At 40.7% G+C, this 22354-nt stretch carries 18 protein-coding genes; 2 read left to right on the top strand and 16 right to left on the bottom strand.

What is annotated here, in order from left to right; all coding sequences use genetic code 11:
• Positions 1-2 precede the first annotated feature (2 nt).
• Complete coding sequence (locus tag PHAL_RS0107250) at positions 3-338, top strand: ribonuclease E inhibitor RraB (protein WP_016707751.1); 336 nt, start codon at positions 3-5, stop codon at positions 336-338.
• A 26-nt stretch (positions 339-364) separates the two neighbouring features.
• On the opposite strand, the gene PHAL_RS0107255 is transcribed toward PHAL_RS0107250, so the two are convergent.
• The 10 genes from PHAL_RS0107255 to PHAL_RS0107300 all read right to left on the bottom strand — a co-directional run bounded on the left by PHAL_RS0107255 (position 365) and on the right by PHAL_RS0107300 (position 12266).
• Positions 365-2122, bottom strand: coding sequence for a DEAD/DEAH box helicase (locus tag PHAL_RS0107255; protein WP_016707752.1), 1758 nt, complete (start codon positions 2120-2122; stop codon positions 365-367).
• A gap of 76 nt (positions 2123-2198) precedes the next feature.
• A complete protein-coding gene (locus tag PHAL_RS0107260) occupies positions 2199-2501 on the bottom strand; it encodes an H-NS family nucleoid-associated regulatory protein (RefSeq protein WP_016707753.1) in 303 nt (100 codons plus the stop codon).
• A gap of 229 nt (positions 2502-2730) precedes the next feature.
• On the bottom strand, positions 2731-3501 hold the full coding sequence (locus PHAL_RS0107265) for a hypothetical protein (protein WP_016707754.1): 771 nt from the start codon (positions 3499-3501) through the stop codon (positions 2731-2733).
• 219 nt (positions 3502-3720) lie between these two features.
• Positions 3721-4275, bottom strand: coding sequence for a DUF1439 domain-containing protein (locus PHAL_RS0107270; protein ID WP_016707755.1), 555 nt, complete (start codon positions 4273-4275; stop codon positions 3721-3723).
• 95 nt (positions 4276-4370) lie between these two features.
• Complete coding sequence (locus PHAL_RS0107275) at positions 4371-7055, bottom strand: DUF349 domain-containing protein (protein WP_016707756.1); 2685 nt, start codon at positions 7053-7055, stop codon at positions 4371-4373.
• A complete protein-coding gene (locus PHAL_RS0107280) occupies positions 7045-7326 on the bottom strand; it encodes a YeaC family protein (RefSeq protein ID WP_016707757.1) in 282 nt (93 codons plus the stop codon). The genes PHAL_RS0107275 and PHAL_RS0107280 overlap by 11 nt, the downstream gene beginning before the upstream one ends.
• Position 7327: 1 nt before the next feature.
• Positions 7328-7654: a hypothetical protein gene (locus tag PHAL_RS0107285; RefSeq protein ID WP_016707758.1), complete on the bottom strand. Its 327-nt coding sequence runs from the start codon at positions 7652-7654 to the stop codon at positions 7328-7330.
• 143 nt (positions 7655-7797) lie between these two features.
• On the bottom strand, positions 7798-9309 hold the full coding sequence (locus PHAL_RS0107290) for an alanine/glycine:cation symporter family protein (RefSeq protein WP_016707759.1): 1512 nt from the start codon (positions 9307-9309) through the stop codon (positions 7798-7800).
• A 175-nt stretch (positions 9310-9484) separates the two neighbouring features.
• The gene (locus tag PHAL_RS0107295; RefSeq protein WP_016707760.1) at positions 9485-10615 is read right to left on the bottom strand and encodes a M14 family metallopeptidase; all 1131 of its coding nucleotides are present in this window, start codon (positions 10613-10615) and stop codon (positions 9485-9487) included.
• Between the two features lie 208 nt (positions 10616-10823).
• Complete coding sequence (locus tag PHAL_RS0107300) at positions 10824-12266, bottom strand: glyceraldehyde-3-phosphate dehydrogenase (RefSeq protein ID WP_016707761.1); 1443 nt, start codon at positions 12264-12266, stop codon at positions 10824-10826.
• A gap of 176 nt (positions 12267-12442) precedes the next feature.
• On the opposite strand from PHAL_RS0107300, the gene PHAL_RS0107305 reads away from it, so the two are divergent.
• Entirely contained in the window at positions 12443-13243 is an 801-nt protein-coding gene (locus PHAL_RS0107305; RefSeq protein ID WP_016707762.1) for a DUF2989 domain-containing protein, read from the top strand.
• A gap of 70 nt (positions 13244-13313) precedes the next feature.
• On the opposite strand, the gene ihfA is transcribed toward PHAL_RS0107305, so the two are convergent.
• The 6 genes from ihfA to PHAL_RS0107335 all read right to left on the bottom strand — a co-directional run bounded on the left by ihfA (position 13314) and on the right by PHAL_RS0107335 (position 22112).
• Positions 13314-13607, bottom strand: coding sequence for an integration host factor subunit alpha (gene ihfA / locus PHAL_RS0107310; protein ID WP_016707763.1), 294 nt, complete (start codon positions 13605-13607; stop codon positions 13314-13316).
• 2 nt (positions 13608-13609) lie between these two features.
• Positions 13610-15997, bottom strand: a complete 2388-nt coding sequence (gene pheT, locus PHAL_RS0107315; RefSeq protein WP_016707764.1) for a phenylalanine--tRNA ligase subunit beta — start codon at positions 15995-15997, stop codon at positions 13610-13612.
• 15 nt (positions 15998-16012) lie between these two features.
• Positions 16013-16993 (bottom strand): phenylalanine--tRNA ligase subunit alpha, encoded by a 981-nt coding sequence (pheS, locus tag PHAL_RS0107320; RefSeq protein WP_016707765.1) that lies wholly within the window; start codon positions 16991-16993, stop codon positions 16013-16015.
• A gap of 147 nt (positions 16994-17140) precedes the next feature.
• Positions 17141-17851 (bottom strand): DnaA inactivator Hda, encoded by a 711-nt coding sequence (gene hda / locus PHAL_RS0107325; RefSeq protein ID WP_016707766.1) that lies wholly within the window; start codon positions 17849-17851, stop codon positions 17141-17143.
• Positions 17851-18906: a DUF2066 domain-containing protein gene (locus PHAL_RS0107330; protein ID WP_016707767.1), complete on the bottom strand. Its 1056-nt coding sequence runs from the start codon at positions 18904-18906 to the stop codon at positions 17851-17853. The genes hda and PHAL_RS0107330 overlap by 1 nt, the downstream gene beginning before the upstream one ends.
• Positions 18907-19031: 125 nt before the next feature.
• Positions 19032-22112, bottom strand: coding sequence for a TonB-dependent receptor (locus PHAL_RS0107335; RefSeq protein ID WP_016707768.1), 3081 nt, complete (start codon positions 22110-22112; stop codon positions 19032-19034).
• Between the last annotated feature and the right edge of the window lie 242 nt (positions 22113-22354).

Raw genomic sequence — 22354 nt, forward strand, 5'->3', positions numbered from 1 at the left:
AAATGCACTTTCCTGATGATGACAATGGCCAACTTTTAGCTGAAATCGCAGCTGCAGGTATAAATTTAGCCCAAATGCACACTATTGACTTCTATATTTTGTTCGAGCAAAAAGTAGATGCCGAAAAATTTTCCGCAGCTATAGTAGAAGATGAGCTGGCACCCACCACTGAATTAGTACAATGCAAAGATACTGGTATTTGGGAAGTCGTTACTCAGGTACAAATGGTGCCCGATCACACCCTGCTAGGCCAAACTGAACAATATTTAGAGAGCATTGCCAATGGCTATAATGGCTACGGTGATGGCTGGGGATTAATGGAAAGCGACGACGCTTAATAGCTAACAGCTAAAATCAGTTAAGTTTAACGACTTAACTGATTTGCCTTTCTAAAATTTCCTTGGTAATCAAATAATTTATCTGCAACTTTCCAACCGTATTTTTTACTCTTTCTAGCAATAACAAAGTCCGGTGCGACCAAGTGTAATTGCGCTGCAATCACTTGCTGTGCTGATTTATACTCGACTGGTGTTTGCCCTTGGGCTGTACGCTTAGCAAATTGCTTATTAAACGCATAACGCGCCGCAGGTTTAGCAAAGTCATAGACTTCATCACAACTAGCGCCATCTTCGTCATAATACGTAATTTTGATTATCTGCTCATTACTTGCAAGACTATTCACACTTAAACCACTACAACGCAATACTAAGGCATCTTTTAAGTTAAGCGCAGCGCGCAGTTTATCATCGGGATCGGCCATCACTTCATGACAGGTTTGGCACTGACGAGCAGCAATATCATTTTCAGCACCACAGGCTTCACATTCTTTAAAACGAAACCGATAATCACACTGCTCTTTTAAGCCATCATCATCTTCGAGCAAGCCTTGGCAACGACGGCCAAAATGTTCAGTAACTTTACCTTGACTATCTGTTTTTCCCCAGAAAATATTGGCAAAACCACAGCCAGGGCACTGAACTTGGACAGGTACGTTATCACTGTCACCCTTTTTACTCCCTACCTCTGGATAAAACAGATCAAAGCCATTTCCCGCATAATCAATGACTAAGCAATCGGTTTTTCCTTCACTTAAACGCAAGCCACGACCAACGATTTGTTGATATAAGCTCACTGACTCCGTTGGTCGTAAAATAGCGATAAAGTCTACATGAGGTGCATCAAAACCGGTTGTCAACACCGATACATTAACAAGGTATTTTAGCTTCCGCTGTTTGAACGCCATAATGATCTGATCGCGTTCCGCATTTGGTGTATCACCGGTGATCAAAGCCGCTTGTTGAGCGGGTAAATATCCATAAACTTCATTTGCATGTAGCACAGTCGCTGCAAAAATCATGATCCCCTGGCGTTGCTCACTGTACTCAATAACTTGCTGCATAATGGCTTTAGTAGCCCGACTATTTTTTGCTAGTAACTGATTCATGTCATCACCGGTGTAACGCCCAAATGAATCACTTTGTAAAGCAGAAAAGTCATAGTGGCTGATCGCCGCATCCACTTCCCGCGGTGGGGTCAGGTAGTGGTGTTTAATCATATAACGCAGAGGTAGTTCAAAAATGCACTCTTGAAATGGGCTGCTTTTGTCACCTCGAACAAAGCCATGATAATGACGATGGTACACCCAACCGATCCCCATTCGATAAGGCGTCGCTGTTAAACCCAGTATCTTTAACTGCGGGTTATGGGCTTTTAATGCCAAAATCACTTTCTCATATTGGCTATCTTTGTCCCCACTGACACGATGACACTCATCAATGATCACTAACGAATAGTGTGCATTTAGTTGCTCAATATTGCGCGACAAAGATTGAATACTCGCAAACGTTACCTGCTGCATTAACGATTTTTGTTTTAAACCTGCCGAAAAAATACTCGCTTCAAGACCAAAACTGCAATATTTCTCAGCATTTTGCTCCACAAGCTCTTTCACATGCGCAAGAACTAAAATCTTTTGTTTGGCAATACGTGCTAATTCAGCAATAACTAGACTCTTACCTGCACCGGTAGGTAATACTATTAGAGCGGGCTCTGAGGTTTTTCGAAAATAAGCAACGGTGCGATCAACCGCTTCTTGTTGATAAGGGCGTAATACATACGTCATGATGGCAACTTAGAGGAGCAAACGAAATGGAGAGTAACTCTCTCCAAAGTAAGGGGCGCTCACGGCCCCTCAGCGATTAAGCCAGGTGTTTAGTCAAATCAACACCTTGGAATGCTTTAGGACGTTTACCACGGCCCGTCCATTCAACCGTTTCACCTTCAAATTCAATACGGTACTTTGGCATTACTTTTGTGCGCTTATCATTTACACCCTCTTGAAGATCTTCAAGAGTTAAACCTTTCGCTTTTAACAGGTCCAGTACTTCCTGCTTCGCTTGCTGCTGCTGCGTATATTTTGCGATAGCGTCTGCTAATAAAGCTTGTGCTTTTTCTAAGTCAGCAAGACTCGCTGATTTGATAAACGCCTTAATTTCTTTCATTTTCTACTCACTAAATTGTAAAGAGTTAAAATTAGATATAATTCTACTAGATTATAAGCCTATTTTTTAAAAGAGGCCAAGTCGATTAATCAATTTAATGGTTTAATTTATTCTTTTCAAGTTAAGGGATGTTAATATACTTGTTTACTAATTAAAGTAACCGCGTTTATTCATAATCATAAAATAATTTAACTAGGTAATAAAATGTAGCTATTAATTATTTTTACTACTACATTGCCATTATTAGCGCTTTAAACTGTTTAGCTAAACTAACTTCGTTGATGTTTTTCGTAAGACTGAGCTGATAAGATTGCTCATCAGTTGCCCAGCCTAAACTCGTATACACGTTATCAACTTCGTCTTTTAATACATAAAGGATGCCTGGGTAACTATTTACATAATAATTCACCGCATCTGCATCCATATATACTCCACCATTATGAGAGAAGTCTCTCACTTGTATAATAACGGTGCCAAACATATCACTTTTGACTATTTGAGTTAATTGGTCCCAGCCACTGCCTGTAATAAAATTTCCACCAACCATGCTACTGATAACAGTAAATTCGTGTTGTTTCAAAATACTTTCTAAGCCGACTGAGTCGCCGGAAAATTGCTGCGACAAGTTAGTTTGATCCGCAATTGATTGTGCAGCCATAATTTCAGGTTTTAAATTACGCAGAAATAGTTCATGGCCATATTTGTGCTCAGCAATTACTTTTTCAATATCTTTTATCTGAGATGTGTCCACTAACGTATAACCATTCGCTTTAGTCTCTAAAGCTAGTCGTAAATAGTCTGTATTTTCAGCTGCATTACTTTTATCACTCTCGTGCAATGCAATGGGTGTTTTGGTAAAAGAAAACAGCCGCACGCCCTGCTGTTGCGTTGCATGCTCTTCAAGAAAAGGATTTGCATTAAAATCAGGCTCATTCGCTAACGTGACAATCGAGAATAGAGCTGTTATAACACCACTGAATACAATGATAAATTTTTTCATAATAGCCTCTTTATCCATAAAGAAAACAATAAGGGGTTGATTAACTAACACTCAGTATAGTTGATTAGATACACTACTTGTACCTATATAATAAATTAATTATTTAATTTACATCACGGTGTGCAGTTACAAACAGCTTAAGGTTTAATCATAACCTTATAGATACAAAAAAGCCCTGACACGTTCATTCAGGGCTGCAACTATTTAAAGAATATCGGCTTAAATGCTAGGTACTAATTTAATTGCACCCTGCTCTACTTTCATATCTAAAGGCAGCTTGCTTAATAACGCAACCTTAGGATCATTCATATTTAATTTATAAACTGGATTAACAGCTAAAAAACCGTTAATTACTTTCATTGCTTCATCATCAAGTACCGCTAAGTTGCCCTTAAACCCACCAGCGTCTATTGTTGAATCAAGCAGTTTTACATTACGTAAAAATACCGCTTTCTTTTCACTATCATAAAAAGGCGCCCCTTCTATCTGCAATTTTAAACGTACAGGGTATTTAAGCGCGAAGGCATTTACAACAGCACTTGAATCAGCACCAAGTACCACCACATCTCGGTTATCAGGGCCAACATTTACACTTAAATCATTCACATCAAATTGCACAGGTAATCCCATCAAGCTCACTTTTTCACTGAGCTTAGGTAATTGTTGATTCAATACTGTCTCAATTTCACTGCTAGTAAATGAATAGACAGAAACACCATTAGTGGTATTACATGCAGCCAATAATAAACAGCCAATCAATAAAATATACTTCATTATTTTTCCTTTACCGTATGCAAAATATTCACGTCAAACCCTAAATAAAAGCCGCACAATGGCGGCTTTATCATTTAATTTATTAGGGTCTAGTTTTAAGCACCAAAAATGACTTTTAAGCGTGCTAGTGTGTCACTCTCAACTGAACCTTGGCTGAGTGCCAACAGTTGTTTTAAGTAATAATGTAAGTCCGCTTGTTCACCGCGATGTTTATCATCAAGCATAGCAACTTGCTCAGCCATGCGTGATATACCTTCTGGGCTGCTAACATTAGCCAAAATTTCCATTCGTACTAATAGTTGTGCAGCGCTTAGCTGCGTATCAGCACTCGTTTGCCATTGTGCAGGAACTGCTTGTTGGTCTTGCAGTGCAGTAAATAAAGCGGCGAAATCAGCTTGTGCAGCTTGCTCTGTAACAGCCGCAAGTTTATCGTCAATATTGGCTAATAACTTTTCAATGCGATTATTTAATTCTTTGTTCGTTTCAAGTACAACTACTTTAGTACGTAAATCCAGCAATTGCGCTTTTTGATTTACGACAGGTAATGCATCTTCCAGTTCAACGAGTTGAGCGATTATAATAGCATTGTCGGCAGCTTGTTGCTCTTTATGCTGGGCAAACTCTTCACTGCGTTTAGCAAAGGTGACATCGTTAAATTGGCGGAATTTTTGCCATAATGCATTTTCAGCTTTCACACCAGCAAAACCAATACGTTGCCATTGCTGTTGTAATTCTTTTAACTGCTGACATGCACTCGCTAAGTCATCACTTTGCGCTAGCTGTTGCGCTTGCTCTACTAGCGAATTTTTTGCTGCCGCATTGCCTTTGTGAAAAGTATTTAGAGTATTAAATACGTGTTGCTGCTGCGCCTTATATTGCGTTTGTAATGCGCGGTATACTTTCGGCTCAACGTTGCCTGCATTACGCCAAGCTTTATTTATCCGGTTGTACTGGCTTTCGAACTCTTTCCAATCAAAAGCATCAATTGTGGTATCACTTTCATTCAATAACGTCATTTGCTCAATAATAGCTTCACGCTCAAGTTTGGTTGCTTCGCGTTGCTGTTCAAGCTCGGCAAAATAGTCGCGACAAGGGGCAAATAATAGCTCGATTTTGTCATCAAACTCTTTTCCTTGTGCTTGCTCTTGTTCAGTATCTAAACGTCCAAGCTCATTCCAACGACGGCGTAATGTTTTCACTTCAGTTGCGCGGGATTTCGCATCCGTGCAAGGTTGCTCAAGTAAGACTGTGATCTCAGCCAACAATTCCTCACGTTTCGGCGCTGATGCATATTTTTGCCAATCACGGGCATTATCTAATTGCTGCTCAAGATCTGTTTTAATCTTTTCAAGGCTTTGCTGACTGTTTGGAGTTAGGGTGTCATACAACTCAATAAAGCCTTTAAACACACCAAATGCAACGTTAAAACGACCTTGTTCAATTAAGCGTTTTACATCACGCCCTTTACGAGCAGCAAGTTGTTGGTTTTTAGTTAGCTTATCACTGATAGGCGCTACGGCTGTATTCCAACGTTCTTTCTGCTGTGCAAGCTGGCCTTTAAAAGGCCCCTGCAAAGTCTTTGGCAATTGTGCCAATGGTGCTTTAGCAGCTTTATACGCTTGATTAAAATGGCGTTCAGCATCATCGTAACTTGCTTGCTCAATGCCATCGGTACTGATATTACTCAGTTCGGTTAATGCAGCTTTGAATGCACTGATCGCTTCGCTAAGCTCTGGCAATTTAGCGACTTGCTTAAATAAACTCGTTAGTCGCGTGGTTATTTGCTGTTGTTGGGCATTATCTGGTAATTCACTTTGCGCCAAGCTGTCTTGTGCCTGCGCCACTTTTGCATCTAACCAATCTTGCTGTATTTGCTCGGGCGTTTCTAAACCAAGTTGCAGTGCATTTTCAATTTCATCACTGAGCGCTTCTAAATTTGCCAGTGCTAGCAGCTGACGTTGTTGCAGGGCTAAACGTTGCTGTTGCTGATCATGTTCAGCTTGTAATTGACTCACTAGTTCATTTAACTTATCAGTCAAGACTGTGTATTTAGTGGCAACGGTGTCACGTTGCTCTGGGCTTAACCAACTCAGTTCCAGCCCTTGCCATTGATCCATTAATTCAGCGTATTGTTGAGTCACTACGATAAAGTCTTGCTTTTCACGCAGTGCATTAAGCTTTGCTAAAATAACACGGGTGTCATTTTGCACTTGTAATGGCATTTCAATGGCTAGACGCTCGTTTTCAATATGTGTTTCAAGTGTTGCTTTGGCGTCACCCTGTGCATGCTTAACTAAGCTTTTCACCAGTTGATGCGTTATTACTTGCTCCACAAGATGCACTTGCAGCTCTGCTGAACCTTCTTTAAATGCCTTTTCAACTAGCTTTGGATTGGCTAAGCGTTTTAACAACTTTGCCCTTACTTGCAGTTCTTTCTCTGCAAACGCCAATTTTTCAAGGGTTTTTACTGGCGCAAACCGTTCAATATATTCATTTTTAATTTGGCTCGAAAGTTTACTTTCATCACTCAGAACGGCATTTGATATATGTTGTTCTGCCAGTTCTTTTAAGCTTTGATCTTGCTTATATGCTTGCCACCACAGTACTAAGTCATTAACTTTAGTCAGTGCTTTTTTACGGATTTCTGCTGAGCTGTCTTCAAGTGCTAATGCATTTAAAATAGTCGCATCTCGCTCTACATCAAGCTTTTCAATGGCCTCTAAACGTACTTGCTGCTTGGGATGTTTCCACTTTGGGGTAAAAAGGTGTTTAAAGATCATGTTCACTAAACCTTGCTATTTCGTTGTCTGCGGTGAATTCTTTTTGCAATTGTGCTTTGGTTTTTTGCACCATTTCACCATTAGAACCAATGGTAAATTGCTCATTTGTTTGCGCAACTTTAGCTTGGTAAAGCATCACTAATTGCACGGTCTGCTGTTTTTGCTCGTCACTGAGTACAGTGCCATCAGGCCATTTTCCTGTTGCCGCACCATACTGTAAGCGTTCGAATAATTCTGGGGTAATTGTTTTTACAAGATTGTCGATGTTCATGTCATTTTTTCTTTTTCAGCATCACTAAAATAACGCGATTTATTAAATACCAAATACAGCCAATACCAATGGCTGCGGCGCATGCGTACCAGGTTGGCGTTTCGGGTTCTGGGTGCAAAAAGTATAAGCTAAAGAAGCCACCTAAAAATATGATCAACGCAAAAAAAGAGTGATTCATAAACATTTGCTGTTTTTGAATACGCTTTTCGCGCGCTAGCTGTTGACGTTGCTCGTCATCAAGCTGGGCTACATTATTATCACAGTGTGGGCACTGTTTATGTTTATCTGATATTGACTTATTACAACTAGGACAACTAACAATCGCCATATCTTTCTCCATACTTCGCATAAAAATCTACGCATAAAAAAGGCGCCTTGCGGCGCCCTTTATTGTACGTGTTTTATTTGTCGTTGTCTTTTTTCAATTGCACCCAATCGGTGTGAATTAAAAAACGGCTTTAATTACCTAACTTAGTCTTTAGACTCTGTCGCTTTAGCTTGTTCAGCAAGGCGCTTTTCCCAGAAAGTCGCGTTTTTAATGCCTAGCTTAACAGGGTCAAAGGTAATTGGCCCCCCACTTTTCTTTTGATCTTCATAGTCACGTAAACATAATAGTGCGGGTCTTGCGACAAAAAATATTGCTAAGATCCCGACAATATTGATCCACGCCATTAAGCCGACACCAATATCACCAATATTCCAAATGTAACCAGAGCTGTTCACCATACCATATGAAACCATAAACATAATTACTAGCTTGACAATAACCAGTGGAATACTGCCTTTAAAATAACGATTTAAATAAGCAACGTTAGTTTCTGCAATGTAGTAGTAAGCCAAAATTGTCGTAAACGCGAAGAAAAATAATGCGATACCAACAAACGCTTCCCCAAAACCACCAAACACGCTAAATAAGGCCATTTGGGTAAAAGCAGCTGAGCCAACCTCTGTCGCAGCATCGACATTTTGAACAATAAATTGCCCTGCAGGTAATTCACCCACCACGTTGTATTGCTGAGTGATTAAAATCATTAGCGCAGTTGCTGTACAAACAAAAAGTGTATCAACGTACACAGAAAAAGCTTGCACTAAACCTTGTTGAGCTGGGTGGTCAACCTCTGCCGCAGCGGCAGCATGGGGGCCTGTACCTTGGCCTGCTTCGTTAGAATAAATCCCGCGTTTTACACCCCAACCAATCGCAGCACCAAAGCCTGCCTGGGCAGTGAATGCATCAGAGATAATTAATGAAAAGATCCCCGGTACTTTATCGATATTTAAAAATACCACGATCAACGCCAGTATGATGTAGCCTAATGCCATAAATGGCACCACAACTTGAGTGAAGTTGGCTATACGTTTAATCCCGCCAAAAATAATGAACGCTAGCACAATTAAGATAATAGCCAATGCAACCAGTTTAAAACTGCCGACATCACCGAAGCTAGTTGTCACCATAGTGCCACTACCAAATACTTGCGTAAACGCATTGCCGACAGCATTTGCTTGTACGCCTGGTAAGAACACCCCACACGCAATGATTGCTGCCACAGCAAATAAAACCGCTAGCCACTTTTGTTCTAAACAGCGGTCGAAATAATAAGCCGGGCCACCACGGTACTGACCATCTTCTTCAGTTTTATATATTTGTCCTAGTGTTGATTCTGCATACGCGGTGCTGGCACCTAAAAAAGCCACGATCCACATCCAAAAAATAGCGCCTGGGCCACCAAAGCCAATGGCCGCAGCCACCCCAGCAATATTACCAACCCCTACTCGCCCTGATAATGATACTGCCAGCGCCTGAAAAGACGAAATACCCGTATCTGAAGTATTCGGGCTAAACAGCAACTTACACATTTCTTTGAAATGCCTAACTTGCGCAAAACGCGTTAATATTGAATAAAATAGGCCTGCGCCTAAACATAAATAGATGAGTGCATTACTCCAAACCACGCCATTAACAGCGCTTACAAAAGCTTCCATGGATATCCTCTTTTATTTTTTATTATTGTTTCGTACGATAATCGGCTCTGTGAGCCAGAACTCGTGACATTTCCTGCTGGTACGATCAATCTTAGCCTAAACATGGCAAAATTATTATCAATTTTATGTTTGCTTTGGCAAATGATAAGGGCATCACTATGATGCCCTTTTTATATTAGCGTAACTTATCAACCACGTTGACAATGGCAGCCAACGTATCTTGACCAAACTGATATGAGCGACGATCTGACCAACCGTAGTCAGGATCAGGTAAATCATCGTTATCTTTAAACGGCATTTCTACAGTATAAGCAAGCGCCTTAAACTCTTCTGCAACAGCAGACGAGCCAACAGTTAGGTTTGCTTTACCTGGTTCATCTTTGGGATAACCATGCACATCTTGAAACTCAGGAGTCACTACGTGTAACGCTGCTTTAAAACTGTCTTCTAATTCTTTTAAGCGCGCATCGTAACTGGGTATACCTTCACTGCCTGCAACAAAGTTATATGGAATAGCTTCATCACCATGAATATCCAAATGCATATCAACACCCGTTTCACGCATCTTATTTAGTACTAAATACACTTCAGGGCTATTTTCCATGCTTGGTGTTTGCCATTCACGGTTTAAATTCACACCTTTGGCGTTAGTACGTAAGTGCCCACGCACACTACCATCAGGATTCATGTTAGGCACAATGTAGAAAACTGCTTTTGATAACAAGGCCGCAGCATGCGGATCTTCATCATCTAATAATTTATGCAATACGCCTTCAACGAACCATTCAGCCATTGTCTCACCTGGATGCTGGCGCGCAGTGATCCAAATTGTCTTTTTATTCTCGTCGCTTTCACCACCAATGCGCAGCACGCTCATATCACGGCCATCAAGCGTTTCACCTAAGGTTTCTAACTGACACGCTTCTTGGCTTTGCGCCCAAGTAATTAAATCTAAATGACGCTCGTAACTGTATGGTGCAAAGTAAGCAAAATACACCGTGCCACATTCTGGTTCTATTTCAAATGACAACGTGCCATCAGCATAGTTTGAAGGAACTCGAAACCATGTTTGGCGATCATACGATGCAACCGCTTGATAACCATCCCAACCATCTGGGTAAGCTGAGTTTTCAAGGTTATTGATATGCAGTTTATGATTTTGAAAAGGTGTCGTTTCTAGACGAAAATGAAACCACTGAAAAAAATCAGATAAATGATCTTTATTGATTTCTAGTTGAATATTAAGTGGATCGGTTGCGGCAATGACTTTGATATTGCCACTGTCAAAATTACTGGTGATTTTCATTTTATTAAACCTATCTATGAAAAGTTAATCGCTCACCTTTCGCTTGTTAGTGAGAAATTAAGGAACGTACCAATGTAATGGACGCATTGTTATTAAAATGTAGCAAACTAGACACAGCCTACCACATGGCTTTGGTTTTGAAAAAACATTCACGACTAAAAAAGCCAGCAAATGCTGGCTTTTTGTAAAGATTTTAAGCTATGACCTATTAACGCGGTAAGCTTGGGAATGAGACCTCAGCCATATCACGCATACAGCGCACAACCTGACAGCTGTAACCAAACTCATTATCATACCAAACGTAAAGTACGACACGATTACCGTCAACAATGGTCGCTTGTGAATCAACCACACCCGCATAACGACTTCCCACTAAATCGGTTGATACGATTTCAGTAGAGGCTGTGTAATCAATCTGATCACGTAACTCAGAATGCAGAGCAGCATGGCGTAAGAATGAGTTTAATTCTTCAACCGTAGTGCCTGTAGCAAGGTTAAGATTTAAAATAGCTAAAGATACATTTGGTGTAGGAACACGGATTGCGTTCCCCGTTAATTTACCTTCAAGCTCTGGCAATGCTTTTGAAACAGCTTTTGCTGCGCCAGTTTCAGTAATAACCATATTAAGCGCTGCAGCACGACCACGACGATCTGCTTTATGATAGTTATCAATTAAGTTTTGATCATTGGTGTACGAGTGTACTGTTTCTACGTGACCGTTGTTAATACCAAACTTATCATTCAATGCTTTTAATGTTGGCGTAATTGCATTTGTTGTACAACTTGCAGCACAAACAATTTTATCTTCAGGCAGAATATCGTGGTTATTAACACCGTATACGATGTTTTTGATATTACCTTTTGCCGGTGCCGTTAATAAGACCTTCGCTGCGCCTTTTGATTTTAGGTGTAAACCAAGCCCTGCTTCATCTTTCCAGATACCGGTATTATCAACAATAAGTGCGTTTTCGATACCATACGAGGTGTAATCAATCTCATCTGGTGAATTAGCATAGATAACTTGAATGTAGCTACCGTTTGCTTTAATTGCATTGCGCTCTTTATCAATGGTGATTGACCCATTGAATGGACCATGAATTGAGTCGCGACGTAATAAGCTCGCACGCTTTTCAAGATCGCCATCTTTACCACCACGTACAACAATCGCACGTAAACGTAAATCAGCATAAGGACCTGACTTTTCAATTAACAAACGTGCTAATAAACGACCAATACGGCCAAAGCCGTAGAGCACAACATCACGTGGCTCTTTTGCTTGTGAGTTAATAATTTCAGCTAATTCGTCGTTTAAATACGCTTCAATAGAACGACCATTTGCCGCATCGTTAAATAAATAACCGTAAGCAAGTTTACCGATATCAATACGTGCAGAGTTTAAATCCATTTTGCTGATGGCTTCTAAAAACGGGAAGCTTTCGCGTAAACGTAATTTAGTGCCTTCAAATTGTGCCACTGTTTTATGAGACTTGATGATGTCAATAGTACTAGCATTAACGAGAGGACGGCCATATACAGCGATTTCAATACCGCGATTACGATACAGCTTACCGATGATAGGTTGCATGCTTTCAGCGTAATCTTGGCGTTCTTGCCAACTATTTGTGTATTCTAACTCGTGAGATGAGGTCATGTTTTTTACCTAATTAAACAATTTTTGAACGGATAGCCTTAAGACATATTGTGTTTTGAGAGCAATACGCCTCAGTGGGCAGCGCTATTCTAATTTAAACTAACTTTATTCTCCACTGTTACAGAGCAATTCATTAAGCTAGAATAATAAAGAAATTATTAAGGTGGGGTTAAGGAATGTTACTTAGGGTAAGTGTTTTACTAAGTTTATTAGCGTTAACTGGGTGCGAACAACCGTTAACACTTACTAAAGTGTGTGAGGATACACCGGGGTTATGTAATGATTTAAATACAGACAGTCACTGTAAAGCGCTCCGCGCTGAGGTGATCATGGCCCGCTATCATGAATATAAACAACCAACAGATGATAACAAGTACCTATTATTGAAAGGGTTTGAAAAATACGATCAGTGTGTCTCGCTAGCAGCAAAAATTGAGCATATCAAATTAAAAACAAAGACCACATCTCGTGTAGAAGCACACTTAACCAGCATCAAAGAAATGACACGGCTTTATCAAGATACCAAAAATACTGAGCATCCTGGGTTATTATATTATCACTGGTCACGCAATAATAATCAGTCAGCACTTACTAAGTTGCTTGCGCTTGAAAACGATCCCAGTGTGACACAAAGTGCTGAAATGCAGTTTTTCTTAGCCAGTTACTTTATTAAATTTGATGAAGAAAAGACTATTGATTTACTTTATAAAACTTTAGAGTTAAATAAAGCAAACGAAACTCCCAACCCTGAAATTTACACCACTTTGGTCAGTTTATTTTATAAACATGAAAAATATAAACACGCCTATACTTTTGCCAAGGTTGCACAGCTTTCTGGAATAACCAATGTCGAAATATTTCCGATTGAACAACAATTAACTGCGGCAGGAAAAAGTCTGGATAGTTTAGATACATTGGCACAGCAAACTTATGACAGCATCCAATCCGGTCAGTTTGTCTCACCACGCGAATTTTAGGCTCAATATTTAATACTGATAAATTTGCGCAATAGCAAAGAAAAAGGCAGCTTACGCTGCCTTTTTTAATTTATTTGCTCGTGCCGACTTCAACACGAGTTTTCAGCTTTTGACCCGGTCGAAAAGTCACAACACGTCGCGCCGAAATAGGGATATCTTCCCCTGTTTTCGGGTTACGGCCAGGCCTTTCTTTCTTGTCACGAAGATCAAAGTTACCAAATCCAGAGAGCTTAACCTGCTCGCCTTTTTCAAGCGCTGAGCGGATTTCTTCAAAAAACGCTTCAACTAAATCTTTGGCATCCTTTTTATTGATCCCCAATTTTTCAAATAGGTGTTCAGCTATGTCGGCTTTAGTAAGCGCCATATCTAGTCCCTCAACGATGCATTAAACTGTTCGGCCAGTGCGGCCACCACGTTATCAACTACTAGATTGATATCTTTCTCTTCGAGTGTTCTATCAACCGCCTGCAGTGTTAGAGCAATCGCCAAACTCTTGTAATTTGGCTCAATACCTTTGCCCTTATACACATCGAATAAGTTTAGGTCAACCAATTGATTTCCGCCAACTTTTTCTATCACTGATAAAATGTCGCCAGATTTAACCTGATTTTCCACTAAAATCGCGATGTCGCGGCGGTTTGAAGGGAACTTCGAAACTCCAACAGCCTCTGGTAAATTTCTTTTTTCAATGGCAGACATTTCAATTTCAAACACATAAGTCGCATTATTGATATCTAACGATTTTTGTACTTGAGGATGAATAGCACCAAAAAAACCAACTTTTTTACCATCAACATAAATCACTGCAGATTGACCCGGATGTAGGCCATCTGATTGTTCTGCTTTGATCTCAAAACGTGTTATATCATTGGTTAATGAAAGTAATGCTTCAACATCACCTTTTAAGTCATAAAAATCAACGACACGTTTTTCTTCAATCCAGTGCTCACCATGGGCAAGACCGGTGATCGCACCACCAATAACCGCCACTTGATTAACGCCATTTTCAGCATTCTCATCACGTAAAAATTTAAGGCCATGCTCAAATAAACGAATACGTGGTTGCTGACGGTTTTGGTTATACATTACTGACGCAAGTAAACCCGGCATTAAACTCACTCGCATTGCCGACATTTCAATCGAAATAGGATGTGGTAAAACGAGCGCATCGCTATTTGGGTGCAAAATAGTTTGTGCTTTAGGATCAACAAAGCTGTATGTGATTGCTTCTTGGTAACCACGAGTCACTAAGGTATTACGGAATTTATTCACCGCAATTGTCGCTTCATTGTGCGTAGTCATTTTTAATTTAGCAGTTGGTGCTACATTTGGAATGCTATTGTAACCATATACACGAGCAACTTCTTCGATTAAGTCCTCTTCAATACGGATATCAAAACGGTAGCTTGGTACATCCGCGCTCCACACACCATCAACAATTTTAACATCAAGGCCTAAGCGGGTTAAAATGTCTGTTACTTTCGCATCATCAATATGATGGCCAATAACGCGGTCTAAACGTGCACGACGCAGGCGCACTTCGGTGACCTTAGGTAACTTATCAGCTGCAACAGCTTCAACCACAGGACCTGCTTGACCGCCTACGATTTCAAGTAGTAAGGCTGTTGCACGCTCCATTGCATCATGTTGTAGTGCAAAATCAACACCTCGCTCATAACGATGCGATGCATCAGTATGTAAGCCGTAGCTGCGAGCTTGACCCGCAATTGCTACCGGATTGAAAAACGCGCTTTCTAATAAAATATCAGTCGTTTGCTCTGTAACGCCTGATTGCTCACCACCAAAAATACCTGCAATAGCAAGCGCTTTGTTATGATCGGCAATCACTAATGTCGATTCATTTAACTTTGCTGTGTTGCCATCAAGTAATACCAGCTCTTCCCCAGCGTTGGCGCTACGCACTTTGATACCACCTTCAATAGCATTTAAATCAAACGCGTGCATTGGATGACCAAGTTCAAGTAACACATAATTAGTTACATCGACGACAGGATCAATTGCGCGCACACCACTACGACGCAGTTTTTCAACCATCCACAGTGGCGTTTGCGCGTCTAGGTTAATGCCTTTGATCACACGCCCTAAGTAACGTGGACACGCATCTTCATTGACCAATTCAATCGATACTTTATCGTCAATTGTCGGTGTCACCGCAGGAATATCCAGTGCTTTAACATCAATGCTGTTAAGTACACCTACTTCACGGGCAATCCCTTTAATACCAAGGCAGTCGCCACGGTTAGGGGTTAAATCAACATCAATGATGTTGTCATCAAGGCTTAAATACTCACGTAAGTCGGTGCCCACAGGTGCATCACTTGGTAACTCCATGATGCCGTCGCCTTCTTCGCTAATACCTAGCTCTACAAACGCACACAGCATACCGTGAGACGGTTGGCCGCGTAGTTTGGCTTTTTTAATCTTAAAATCGCCAGGTAACACAGCGCCAACAGTTGCTACAGCAACTTTAATGCCTTGACGGCAGTTTGGTGCACCGCACACAATATCGAGTAGCTCATCGCCACCGACATTAATTTTTGTTACGCGTAATTTGTCTGCATCTGGGTGTTGGCCGCACTCAACCACTTCACCGACAACCACGCCTGAAAACTTTGCAGCAGCTGACTCTATACCATCTACTTCTAGGCCAGCCATCGATAACTGTTCCGAAAGAGCCTGCGTGTCAATTGCAGGATTAACCCACTCTCTTAACCACTTTTCACTAAATTTCATGTTATTTCTTCACTCTTAACGGAACTGATTAAGGAATTTTAAATCGTTTTCGAAAAACGCTCGTAAGTCGTTCACACCATATCGCAACATGGTTAAACGCTCGACACCCATACCAAAAGCAAAGCCGGTGTATTTTTCAGGATCGATACCTACAGATTTAAGTACATTCGGGTGCACCATTCCGCAACCTAATACTTCTAACCATTTGCCGTCTTTGCCCATTACGTCCACTTCAGCTGAAGGCTCTGTAAATGGGAAAAATGAAGGACGGAAACGAATTTCCATGTCTTCTTCAAAAAAGTTACGTAAGAAATCATGCAAAATACCTTTTAGCTCTGTGAAGCTAACATCTGTATCAACCATTAAGCCCTCCACCTGATGGAACATTGGTGTATGAGTTTGGTCATAATCGTTGCGATATACACGCCCAGGCGAAATAATACGCAGCGGCGGTTGTTCGGTTTCCATGGTACGAATTTGCACGCCACTGGTTTGCGTACGTAAAACCAATTTTGGATTAAAATAAAAGGTATCGTGATCAGCGCGAGCTGGGTGATGCTCAGGAATATTTAACGCGTCAAAGTTATGAAAGTCATCTTCTACTTCAGGGCCTGATTTAACAGCAAAACCTAATTCACCAAAAAAGCTTTCAATACGTTCAATTGTACGTGTTACTGGGTGTAAACCACCTGTTGGCATAACACGCCCGGGTAAGGTTACATCGATTGTTTCAGCAGCGAGCTTTTCTTCAAGGGCTTTGCTAGCCAGTAACTCACGTTTTTCATTAATTGCAACTTGCACGTCTTGCTTGGCTTGGTTGATCACTTGACCCGCTTCTTTGCGTTCTTCAGGGGCAATTTTACCAAGGGTTTTTAATAGGTTAGTGATTTCGCCTTTTTTACCAAGGTAGTTAACCCTGATATCTTCAAGCTGCGCGATTTCACTGGCACTGGCGACCGCCTCAAGTGCTTGCGCTAATATATTTTCTAAGTTCATTCGATACCTGATCTTTCACAGAGGTGATTGCATTTTAGTAATAGCTAATGATAACTGAAAGCACAGGCTAGATTCTAGACCTTATACCAATCTTCTTGAATTCTTTCCCATTCTGATTAAACAAAATGGGAACATCCGCAGATTTAACTAGAGTTTGAGGGTGGATTTTATGAACGGGATGGTGAGTTTACGTTGTGCGGCCATTGATGCATGATCGAGTTTATCAAGCACATCGAGCAGTGCTCGCATATCACGACTTAAGCGGGTTAATAAAAACCGCGCACATTCATCACTAAGTTCTAAACCTCGCATATTGGCACGTTTCACTAAAGCTTCGGCTTTATCATCATCACTCATTGAGCGAATTTGAAATGTGGTGCCCCACTTTAGCCTTGATTCAAGATCTGGCAGACTAATGTTAAGCATGTCAGGGAGCAAATCAGCGGTCACTACTAGGCACTTACCCGGTTCATTAAAACGATTAAAAAAGTTAAACAGTGCTTTTTCCCAAGCATCGTTGCCAGCGACTAAGTGCACATCATCAATACACAACACATCGAGGGTATCTAAACCATCAAGCACCATAGGACCAAAATCAATCACTTCTCGCATGGATAACAACATAGTCGATAAGCCATGCTCTTGGGCATGAATACAGGTTGCATACAGTAAATGTGATTTACCCGAATCCCCCAAGCCACACAAGTAAGTATACTGAAATGTGGTCGACAAACTTGCAAACGCATTTTTTAAATGGCTTACTTCCAGTGAGTTTTCGCCGCCAAAGTAAGAGGCAAAGGTTTCATCATCTGGTAATGTTACCGGTAATGCCATTTGCACCGGTTCCATTGCCTGCATTAGAGACCAACCCACTGATATTCTAGATCGTTTTTCGCTGCTACAGGGTAAAATGCACGCGGGTCCACAAAGGGTTTAAAGGCACGGTCAAGTTCTAATGCTTTTTGCAAATCATTCATACTTCCAGTGTGATTTAGAGCAAAACTAACCACCTCAGGTGTACGCGAGATAATAGTCACTTGTGTCACTACACTTAGACTTTGTAACTGACGTTTTGCCAATTCAATATCAACAAAGTTGTTGGTGCCTTTTAATTTAAATACCGCTTGAGCCTGCTGCGATGTGGAGTTTGGATCAACCGCGTACTCAGTTGCCAACCCTGCGGCTAAACTGTCAATCATTAAAGCGATTGCTTGTTGTTTATCCCCAGAGACTCTATTTGCTTCGAATAAGTCGTCGTTTGTAAATCGCCAATCAAGTAGCCATACTTCGCTGTCTGCTTGTTTGTACAATCGTGCGGTAATGCTGCGTTCAGCACTGTAACGACTTGACGCCTGCTCTACCGGCTCAGAGAAGTTCCCCCACACTTCTGGTATACCTACCAGCGCACGGTCTTGTAAATCAAGTAACGGTACCACAACAGGCACGCCACGACGGGCCGCGGTACTATAAATTAATTGCTCTAGTTGTGGGTAGCTTTCTTGTGTCACAAGCTCACGGCGCCAATTGTCTTCAATGGCAAGCCAAATAGCCACAAGTGGACGACGCGTCCCCCACAACGGCAGGCCGAGTTCTTTGACAAGGGCGTTGATCTTATTCGCCTCAAATTTAACCACCAAATTCAGTTGACCATCTGCTTTTTCGTCGTACTCAAATTTGAGCATGTAATCTGAAATATCTTTGCTGCGTTGCTGAGCGGCAGGATTTTTATCCGCGTTGGGATCACCGCTGACCTTGACCAGTACATTGAGTAACGCTTCACGGCTGGCATTCAATCGAGCATCACGAGATTTGTCAGATACTTTTAAAACATCTTGATATAGATCAGTCACTTCAACCGCTGTCGCAGTGAAGCTTAAGAAAATGGCGGCAATAACTATAAGTAATCTAGACACAGGGCATTAGTTCTTGGTTTTAAACTGATTTGATCCTAATTCAAAGCTACCAACAAAGCAAAAATATATTAGTAAAAAAACCACTTACGAATAAGTGGTTTTTAACAAGCTGAAATAAGTAAAAATTAAAAATTCCAGTTCAAGCCAACATAAAAGTTACGCCCGGTCGTGTAGTTATTACCTGCAACCTTTTCTTTACGCTGCGTGTAATAAGCTTCTTGTCCTTGAGGAATACCACCTTCTGGCACTTCAATTTGTTTACGAATGAAATAATATTCTTGTGCTTCATCCAGCAAATTTGTTACTGAGAAAGTTGACATAATATTCTCAGTAATTTGATAAGTCAGTTTCATATCAATTGACTGCCTATCATCAACCACAAGGTCTGATTGCGAGTCAGGGCCAACAAAATACTGTGAGCGATAATTATAAGAAAGGCGCGCGGAAAACGATTCATTTTCAAAATACACTTGTGCATTACCTGTGTGTTTTGAGTTACCTTCAGAGCGAACGTTTTCAGTGTAAGGTGTATCAGTTTCAAAACCAGTTACAATAACATCGCCATTATCATCGGTTTCAGTGATTGGTGTATAATCTTGCGAAGTAAATTCTTCATCAGGCACATTGATAAAAGTGTAATTACCTTGTACTCCAAAACCATTACCAAAATCATGCTGTAGCTGCACTTCGTAACCATTAATTTGCTGCTCACCAACATTATAGTTAGAGGTAATTGCGTACTCACCTTCAGCCAGCTGACCATCATTAGTGTATAAACCTGCTCCCGTTAAATCACGGATGGAGGTTTGGCTACGGATGATATTTTTTAAGTCTTTATAAAAAGCCGTAATACCAACTAGCGACGAATCAGTAAAGTACCACTCTAAACCAAGTTCAAATTGATTTGCTTGATATGATGCTAAATCAGGGTTACCCACAACACCTACGCGCTGTGCATCCTCTTCGTTAACCGCACCTTGATCATTATAAGTACCACTAATATCGTAACCATCTCGTAATTGTGCCAAGCTTGGGTGATCAATCACTTTAGAGGCCGCTGTGCGTATAACTAACTCGTCGGTCAAATTGTAGCTTAGGTTCATACTTGGCAATACGTCTTGCGTATCTGATTGAGTAGATACAGGCTGCCAAATAGTATTACCAAGTTCATCGACCCCCACACTTTGATAGTTAAGTGATGAACGCTCAGTATCTACAAAACGAACGCCGATGTTACCACGCCATTTTCCACCACCAATATTTGCCATAATATAGGCTTCGTTGATATCACTGCCTTGATCGTAAAATTGCGCCTGCTCTTCTTGGAAGCCGGTACGACAACCACGATAACCAGACCCATCCGCAGCTAATGCTGCTTCACAGTTATCTAAATTATCAACAACTAGATGATCATTTTGCCAAATATCATCACGCACATTTTTATCCACATCAAAAAATGCTTGCGGGAAAGTACCTACGCCGTCACGGACACCTGAAATAGTCCCACTGGCAAGCTCTCCTGCAATAATTCGCTCTCCTTCGCCACGCTTAGAATTAGCAAGATAACGTGAGTTTTGTGAGGACTTTTTACGAATTTTAAAGCCTGATTCGATAGATGTGATATAGAATTCATTATCTAAAGACCAAGTAATATCACCTTGAAAATAGTTTTCATTATTTTCTCTAAATTGCTCACGTTTAAAAAAGCCATTGAGGTACATTTCAGAGGTTGGGTTTGCAAGCCAGTTTTCGGCTCCCCCTGTTACCCCCCAGCCCGGCGTATTTGAGTCAGCATCATAATCATAATATACCCCCACATCGCTGAGACCGGTATCCACGCCTTCTTGGAAATTTAAGTTAAACTCAGTACCAAAATCAGACACGTAAGACTCTGAAGTAGAACGGCCAACTTGAAATTTAACAAACACATCATCAAACTGATAATCAACGGTAAAGTTTAATTGATCATTACTGGCATCGCTGCCATCTCGATCCTGAAACTCCATCGCAAGTAAGTTATTGATAGGATCGCCATAGCGAACCCCCTGCGAATTAACAGCGGTAATATCATTTACATTACCTTGCGCATGCAATAGCAAATCTTGAATACGGTCAACATCGTAGCCTGGAGCCGAGTTAGCTTCACCCGTAGAATAAGCCCAACGTGCTAAATAATAGTTGCGCATAAGCATCGCGTGCGATTCGTTGTCATTATCGTTGTAGTTATAGGTATAATCTAAATTAAAGTTTAGCTCATCCGTTGGTTGATATTGAAAAGCAAGCGTACCATTTAAACGTTTTTTCTCACGAAAGAAGCGAGCGGAATTAGGTATCCCCCAATAAGCGCCTGGCTTTTCATAAGTATCACTGCTGGTGTTATAGACGTTGTTATCATCAAGCGAGTTATTTATTTGGTTCGGTTTATCATTACGATAATAGCCATACCAACCACCAATCGCTTCATTACCATCGCGCTGGGTATTAACTTCTTGGTAACTGAGGTTGAGTGATGTACCAAATGAGCCTTCTTCATTTATCCAATTGTAAAGGCCGCTCATCTGTGGTGACGTTTTATCATACGCATCGTTATAGTTCGCTTCAGCTTTAAGGTAACCAGAATGATTTTCACGCTCTAATGGCTTTTTCGTATGTAAAATTACGGTTCCGCCAATACCACCAGCTGGTAGATTGGCTTGCGGTGATTTAAATACTTCAATCTTAGATATTTGATCAGCAGACATCGATGAAAAATCGAATGAAGCGCTTTCTTCCCTTAATGGAAGTGAAGCTGCTGATTCAAGAGACTGACCGTTTAACAGTGTATTAGTAAATTGTGGTGCAGTACCACGGATTGACACTTGTGAGCCTTCGCCAAATTCATTCGTAATTTGCACACCTGGTACACGCTGTAAGGCCTCTGCCATATTGCGGTCGGGATTTTTAGCAATATCTTCCGTGTTTATTGAGTCAACAATTGCGTCAGAAAAGCGTTTATTATTTAAATTATCACGTAATGAACCACGAATACCGGTGACTTGAATCACTTCTACATCGTTATCTATTTGCTTTTGCTGATCTTGTTCGGCGGTTGATGGCCTTGCTACTTGATCAAGTTCATTTGCAAATGTTGTAAAAGAAAAAGCAGATCCTAATAATAAGGCGATTTGCGTCGCCACTATGGTTTTTTTTACCGTTTTTTGTTTCATCAAAACTCCAAAACATAGTTTATCTATCAAGACTGAAGAACATTTGAATGCTTCTTTTACTAAACTGATCAGCACACGTGGTGAATATAAAATCACCAGAAATAGATAAATAATGAATAAATGATTAAGGAAGCGTGAAGTTAACAGATCCTTTTATTACATTCAAATAATTTATTCCAATCAACAAAAACAATTAAATTAAAATATTTACATCTAAATAAAAACAATTCTAACTAAAATTG

Source organism: Pseudoalteromonas haloplanktis ATCC 14393 (genome assembly GCF_000238355.1).
GTDB classification, from domain to species: domain Bacteria; phylum Pseudomonadota; class Gammaproteobacteria; order Enterobacterales; family Alteromonadaceae; genus Pseudoalteromonas; species Pseudoalteromonas haloplanktis.